Here is a 5,806-nt window from a genome sequence, read left to right as displayed (position 1 = left end):
GGCGACGGGCGCGCCCGAGGTGCTCATTTTTTCATGAGGGGAAGAAGCAGGTACGGCCCCTGTTCCTGCGAGTTGTCGAGAGGTCTCTGAATCGAAGGGAGGGGGGAGCGTCATCGCCCGGCGCGGGAGGGAAGATAACAGAAAAGGGAGTAACGATGTTTTCGTTACTCCCTTGGAAATTTCTGGTCGGGATGACTAGATTTGAACTAGCGACCCCTTGAACCCCATTCAAGTGCGCTCCCAGACTGCGCTACATCCCGACTCTGGAACCGATGAAGGAAATGGAGCTCATGAACAGAATTGAACTGTTGACCTCATCCTTACCAAGGATGCGCTCTACCAACTGAGCTACATGAGCATTTCGTCTCTCGGCGAGGTGTGTAATTAGCAGGATGGGGGTGGGGTGTCAAGCATTTTCCCGCATCTTTTTTTGCGAAAAAGAAAAGGGTTCCTGAAAAATCCGAAAAAGCCTTGAAAATACGGTATGTTTCCGGCATGGACAGGAGAAGGTGGTTCTTAGTTTTTTTCGGTGAGCTTTCTGCCTGCGGCAGGATGGGGCCGGGCAGGGCCTCCGGATTTCCTGCCGGAAAGTCCTCCGGGAGAGCCGGAGATTTCGGCATGGTTTTCCCGGCGGGCGGAAAAGGAGCTTTTTGGATTTTTGGAGGGGTATGCACTTGCTTCCCGGGGCGAAAATGGGCAAAAAAGTGTGTCGGCGCTTCTCTTATGATCGGCATAAAGGCTGCCTTTGTGCCGGAATCCATTGCGCAAGGAGTGTATATGCCCAAAACAGAACAGCCCATGGGGGCCATGAACCGGTTTTTGAATGCCGTGGAAGCGGCAGGCAATAAGTTGCCCCACATCACCATGCTCTTCATTTACGCACTGGTGATAGCGATTATCCTTTCCTTCCTTCTTTCTTTTATTTCTTTTGATTACAAGCACCCGAGCACGGGCGAGACCATCAGAGTGCTCAACATGCTGAGCCCGACGAACCTGCTCGACCTGGTGGTCTCCTCGGTCAAGAACTTCATGAACTTCCCCCCGCTCGGCATGACCATCGTGGCCACCATGGGCATAGGTATTGCGGAAGGCAGTGGCTTTATTCATGTTTTTCTTAAAAAGCTGCTCAGCATCATTCCTCGGAAGATTCTCACTCCGGCCGTGATCTTTGTTTCCATTCTCTGCCACATCGTGTCCGACTCCGCCTATGTGGTGCTGATGCCGGTTTCCGCCCTGATCTTCTACTCCTGCGGCCGTCATCCTCTGGCGGGCATAGCCTGTTCCTTCGCCGGTCTTGCCGGCGGCTTCACGGCCAGCTACACGCCTTCCATCATCGACCCGGTCATGCAGAGTTTCACGCAGGCCGCCGCGCAGACCATCGACCCCGGCTATTCCGTCAATGTGCTCTGCAACTACTTCTACGCTCTGGGCGGCACATTCTTCGTCATTGCCGCCTGCTGGTATGTGACCGACAAGATTGTGGAACCGCGCCTGCGCATGACCATGCCCCTGGACAGCGGTCTGGAAAACAACCCCGAGCTTCAGCTCAACCCCATCAGCCCCGAGGAAAACAGCGCCTTCCGCAAGGCGTGCCTGGCATGGGCCGGCTTCATTCTGCTGTTCTTCGCTCTCTGCTGGCCGGAACATTCCCTGTTCCGCGCTCCCGACGGCAGCCTGACCAGCCCCAAGGCCCCGGCCATGCAGGCCATCGTGCCCATTCTGTTCCTGTTCTTCGCCGTGCCCGGCATGGTGTACGGCTATGCCTCCAGAACCTTCAAAAGCAGCACGGACGTCATCAAGTCCATGGAACATGTGCTTACCATGCTGCTTTCCTTCATCGTGTTCGCCTTCTTCGCCGCGCAGTTCCTCTATGTGTTCGGCAAGTCCAACATAGGCACGCTGCTTGCCATTGCGGGCGCGGAATTCCTGAAGAACATGGGCCTGCCTTCCGGCTGCACGCTGTTCGGCATCATTCTGCTTACCGGCATGCTGAACATCCTCATCACTTCCGCCACCTCCAAGTGGGCCATTCTGTCCACCATTTTCGTGCCCATGCTCATGATGCTCGGCATTTCTCCCGAACTTACCCAGGCGGCCTTCCGTGTGAGCGACTCCGCCGTGAACGTCTCCACGCCGCTTTTCCCCTTCTATCCTCTGCTTATCATGTACTGTCAGAAGTATGCCAAGTCCACCGGTGTGGGCACGCTCTGTTCCATGATGCTGCCCTACACCCTGGCCCTGCTCGTGGTGCTTACCATCGTTTTGTATGTGTTCTGGATGATAGGCATTCCTCTCGGCTTTGACAGCGGCTATGTGTATCCCCCTGTGAAGTAACCCTTTGTTCAAAGAAGGCAAGAATCATGGAACATAAGTATGCCAGAGAGTTGACGGAGCGCTTTTTGCGCTATGTGGGCGTTCCTTCCGAAAGCGATGCTGCGGCGGGCGTGGTGCCCAGCAGCGAAGGTCAGCGTGAACTGGCCCGCCTCCTGGAAGGCGAGCTGCGCGCCATGGGCCTTGAAGACATAGAACTGAATGAACATGCCATTCTTACGGCGTATCTGCCCGGCAATGTGCCCGGAGCTCCTGCCATCGGCTTTGTGGCGCATCTGGACACCGTGCCCGTTTCCCTTTCTCCCGAGGTGCATCCGCAGGTGCTCCACTATGAGGGCGGCGATGTCTGCCTGAACGCGGAAAAGGATATCTGGCTGCGGCTTTCCGAACACCCGGAGCTTGCCGCCTATGCCGGGCAGGACATCGTGTTCACCGACGGTACCAGCGTTCTCGGTGCGGACAACAAGGCGGCCATCGCCAATGTGATGACCATGCTTCATGCCATGACCTCCGGCTCCATCCCCCACGGGGATATCCGCGTGGCCTTTGTGCCCGATGAGGAGATAGGCCTCTGCGGTTCCAAGCTCATGGATCTGGAAAAGTTCAAGGTGGATTTCGCCTATACCATCGACTGCTGCGCCGTAGGGGAGCTGGTATGCGAAACCTTCAACGCGGGCAGCGTGCTGTTCGAGATTCAGGGCGTCACGGCGCACCCCATGTCCGCCAAGGGCGTTCTGGTCAATCCTCTGCTGGTGGCGGCGGACATCATCTCCTGCTTCGACCGCAAGCAGACGCCCGAGGAGACCGACGGCATGGACGGCTACTGGTGGTTCACCGGAGCCGAAGCCAACGACAGCCGCTGCATCCTGCGCATGAATATTCGTGACTTCAACAAGGAAAGCTACGAAGCGCGCAAGAAGTATGTGCTCGACGTGGTGGATTTCATGCGTATCCGCCACAAGAGGGCCGGCATCAAGGTGACGATCACGGACGTGTACGGCAACATCAGCGATTCCCTGGGAGAAGACAGAGCTCCCATAGAACTCATGTATGAAGCCGCACGCGATCTCGGCATTGAACCCAGGACCATTGCCATGCGCGGCGGAACCGACGGTTCCGTGCTTTCCGCCAAGGGACTGGTGACGCCCAATTACTTTACCGGCGGCCTGAATTTCCACTCCAATGCGGAATTTCTGCCCATTCCCTCGCTGTGCAGGTCTCTGGACATGACGTTCAAGATTCTGGAACTTGCCGCGAAGAAAAAGTAACCTTTTTCAGGGCCTTTCGCACGAGGCGCTGAGATGATGAAAAGCGCCGCCTGCCGGAATAACGGCGGGCGGCGCTTTTTTTATGCGGAAAAGGGGCGGAGCATGGTTTCTGCGGAAGGCTCTGTGCAAAGCCCGACTCGGGGAGAATGTTTATCTGCGTTTTTTCGGCCGGAGTCCGCCGGAAAGGGCGGGCTTTCAGGGGAAGGCAGTCTTCTCTGCCGGATGATGCCACGCTCCGGGAAAAGCGCTACAGAGCGTCGGCGTCGTGCTTTCCGGGGTGAACGTGCAGAATATGGGGGAAGTGGCTCAGATGCGGCGCATGGAAGAGGCAGAGCATCACGCCCGCAATGATGAGCGCGCTGCCGATCCAGAACGACAGGGAAACCGATTCCCCCAGAAGCAGTATGCCCAGTGCCGTGGCCGAAAGAGGCTGCACGGGGTAGAAGGCCGAGCAGGTGCCCGCCTCCGTGAGGGAAAGGCTTTCGTTCCAGAGCAGGTGGGCGACGCAGGTGCACATGACGGCCATGTGCAGCAGCGCAAGGATGACGCCCGTATCCCATACGGCGGGGGTGTACGACAGTTCCACGGCCGACACGGGCAGGGTGCACACAAGCGCTACGCCCATGCTCCAGGCCGTGATGAGCAGCGGCGGATAGCGGTGGCTGATTTTGCGGATGATGATGGACACATACGACCAGAGCAGCACGGAAATGAGGGAAAGTACGATGCCCGCCATCATGTCTTCGCCGTGGACGCCGCCGATGATGGCATAGACGCCGGCAAGTCCCAGGGTAAGTCCGGCGACTTTCTGCACGGTGAGCTTTTCATGAAGGAAGATGGCCGCCATGATCATGATGACGATGGGGTTCAGGGAATTGACCAGAGCGGCAAAGGAGGCGCTGGAAAATTTCGTGCCCAGAAGCTGCAGCACAAGCGCCACGAAGTAGCCCAGAAAGCCGATCATGAAAATATATTTGTAGTCCCGTTTCTCCACGGGGCGGTACTTCTTGATGCGGATGAAGAGGAAAAGCAGGAGAAAGGCCACGGCGTAGCGCACGAGGGACACCGTGAAGGGCGGCACCTTGTCGAGCACGTACTTTCCCGCGACATAGAGGCTTCCCCAGAGGAAAAAGGTAATGAAAAGGTAAAGATACACAAATTTTTCATGCTTGAAAGGCATAACTTTTCTCCGAATGGCCGTCTGTGCGGCGATTCTTTCAGTGGTATCAGGAAAAACGGATAGAGGCATATACCTCCCTTTTGCGGGGAGCAAGTGCCCGCCATGCAGAGGGGATGATGCCGCTCAGGGAAAAGTAAGCCTTTTTCCCGGAAAGGACGGGCCGGGGCACCCGGGGCGGGTCTGAAGACAGACCTTTTTGTGATGTTGCGGAATCTGTTTTTTGAGCATGCCGTGCAGCCCGTGTTTTTTTGCCCCCTTTCCGGCAGGCGCCCGTGAAACGGGACTCTGAGGGCAGGAAGAAGCCCCGCCTCCCGGGAGGCGGGGCTTCGGAGTTTGTCGGAGAAATCAGAATCCCGTGGCCACGGCAACGATCATGGTCACCACGGCAAGCACCGTCCAGAACAGGAACAGGGGAAGCACCCAGCCTGCCCATGCCTTGTAATTGATGCCCGCCGCCGCGATGCAGGCCATCATGGTGCCGTTGGTGGGGAAAATGACGTTGGAGAGACCGTCCCCCAGCTGGAAGGCCAGCACGGCCGTCTGCCGCGTCACATGCACCACGTCGGAGAGCGGGGCCATGATGGGCATGACGACGGCGGCCTGCCCGGAGCCGGAAGGCACAAAGAAGTTGAAGAGCAGGTTGAAGAGGAACATGACCGGGGCCACCATGGCGTCGTGCAGGCTGTCCAGGGCGAGCGCCATGCCGTAGATGATGGAATGAAGGATATGCCCTTCGCTCAGGACCACGGAAATGCCGGTGGCAAGTCCTATGAGCATGGCCGAAAAGGTCATCTGGCGCGCGCCCTGCAGAAATCCCGCCACAAAGCCGTTCATGCCCATGCCCGTGACCAGAGCGCCGAACATGGCAACGAGCATCATGATGCCCGCCATGTAGTTCATGCCCCAGTGCAGGGTGAGCGAACCCCAGACATACACGGCAAGCCCCGCCGCAAGGCCGAGAAGCGCCAGAGCGTGGCGGGCATTGAAGGGTCCGGCGGCGATTCCCGCCACCGCAGGTTCCGTCTCC

At 57.7% G+C, this 5,806-nt stretch carries 3 protein-coding genes, 2 tRNA genes and 1 pseudogene; 2 read left to right on the top strand and 4 right to left on the bottom strand.

The genetic code is table 11. The features are described from left to right. Positions 1–183 precede the first annotated feature (183 nt). Both Q0K07_RS12790 and Q0K07_RS12785 read right to left on the bottom strand, forming a co-directional pair. Positions 184–260, bottom strand: a tRNA-Pro gene (locus Q0K07_RS12790). Positions 261–282: 22 nt separating this feature from the next. Continuing rightward, positions 283–358 (bottom strand) — tRNA-Thr (locus tag Q0K07_RS12785). 419 nt (positions 359–777) lie between these two features. On the opposite strand from Q0K07_RS12785, the gene Q0K07_RS12780 reads away from it, so the two are divergent. Further along, on the top strand, positions 778–2,334 hold the full coding sequence (locus Q0K07_RS12780; protein ID WP_294559748.1) for an AbgT family transporter: 1,557 nt from the start codon (positions 778–780) through the stop codon (positions 2,332–2,334). 26 nt (positions 2,335–2,360) lie between these two features. Beyond that, a complete protein-coding gene (gene pepT, locus Q0K07_RS12775) occupies positions 2,361–3,599 on the top strand; it encodes a peptidase T (protein WP_294559747.1) in 1,239 nt (412 codons plus the stop codon). 247 nt (positions 3,600–3,846) lie between these two features. On the opposite strand, the gene Q0K07_RS12770 is transcribed toward pepT, so the two are convergent. Together Q0K07_RS12770 and Q0K07_RS12765 are read right to left on the bottom strand one after the other, a co-directional pair. Next, positions 3,847–4,755 carry a DMT family transporter gene (locus tag Q0K07_RS12770; protein WP_294559746.1) on the bottom strand — a complete coding sequence of 303 codons (909 nt, stop codon included), beginning with the start codon at positions 4,753–4,755 and terminating at the stop codon, positions 3,847–3,849. Positions 4,756–5,124: 369 nt separating this feature from the next. Next, positions 5,125–5,806: pseudogene (locus Q0K07_RS12765) on the bottom strand (TIGR00366 family protein); the annotation flags it as partial.

It is taken from the genome of uncultured Mailhella sp., assembly GCF_944324615.1.
In the GTDB taxonomy this organism is placed as follows: Bacteria; Desulfobacterota; Desulfovibrionia; order Desulfovibrionales; family Desulfovibrionaceae; genus Mailhella.
The sequence above is the reverse complement of the archived record's forward strand: the minus strand, read 5'-3'. Positions and strand labels throughout refer to the sequence as shown.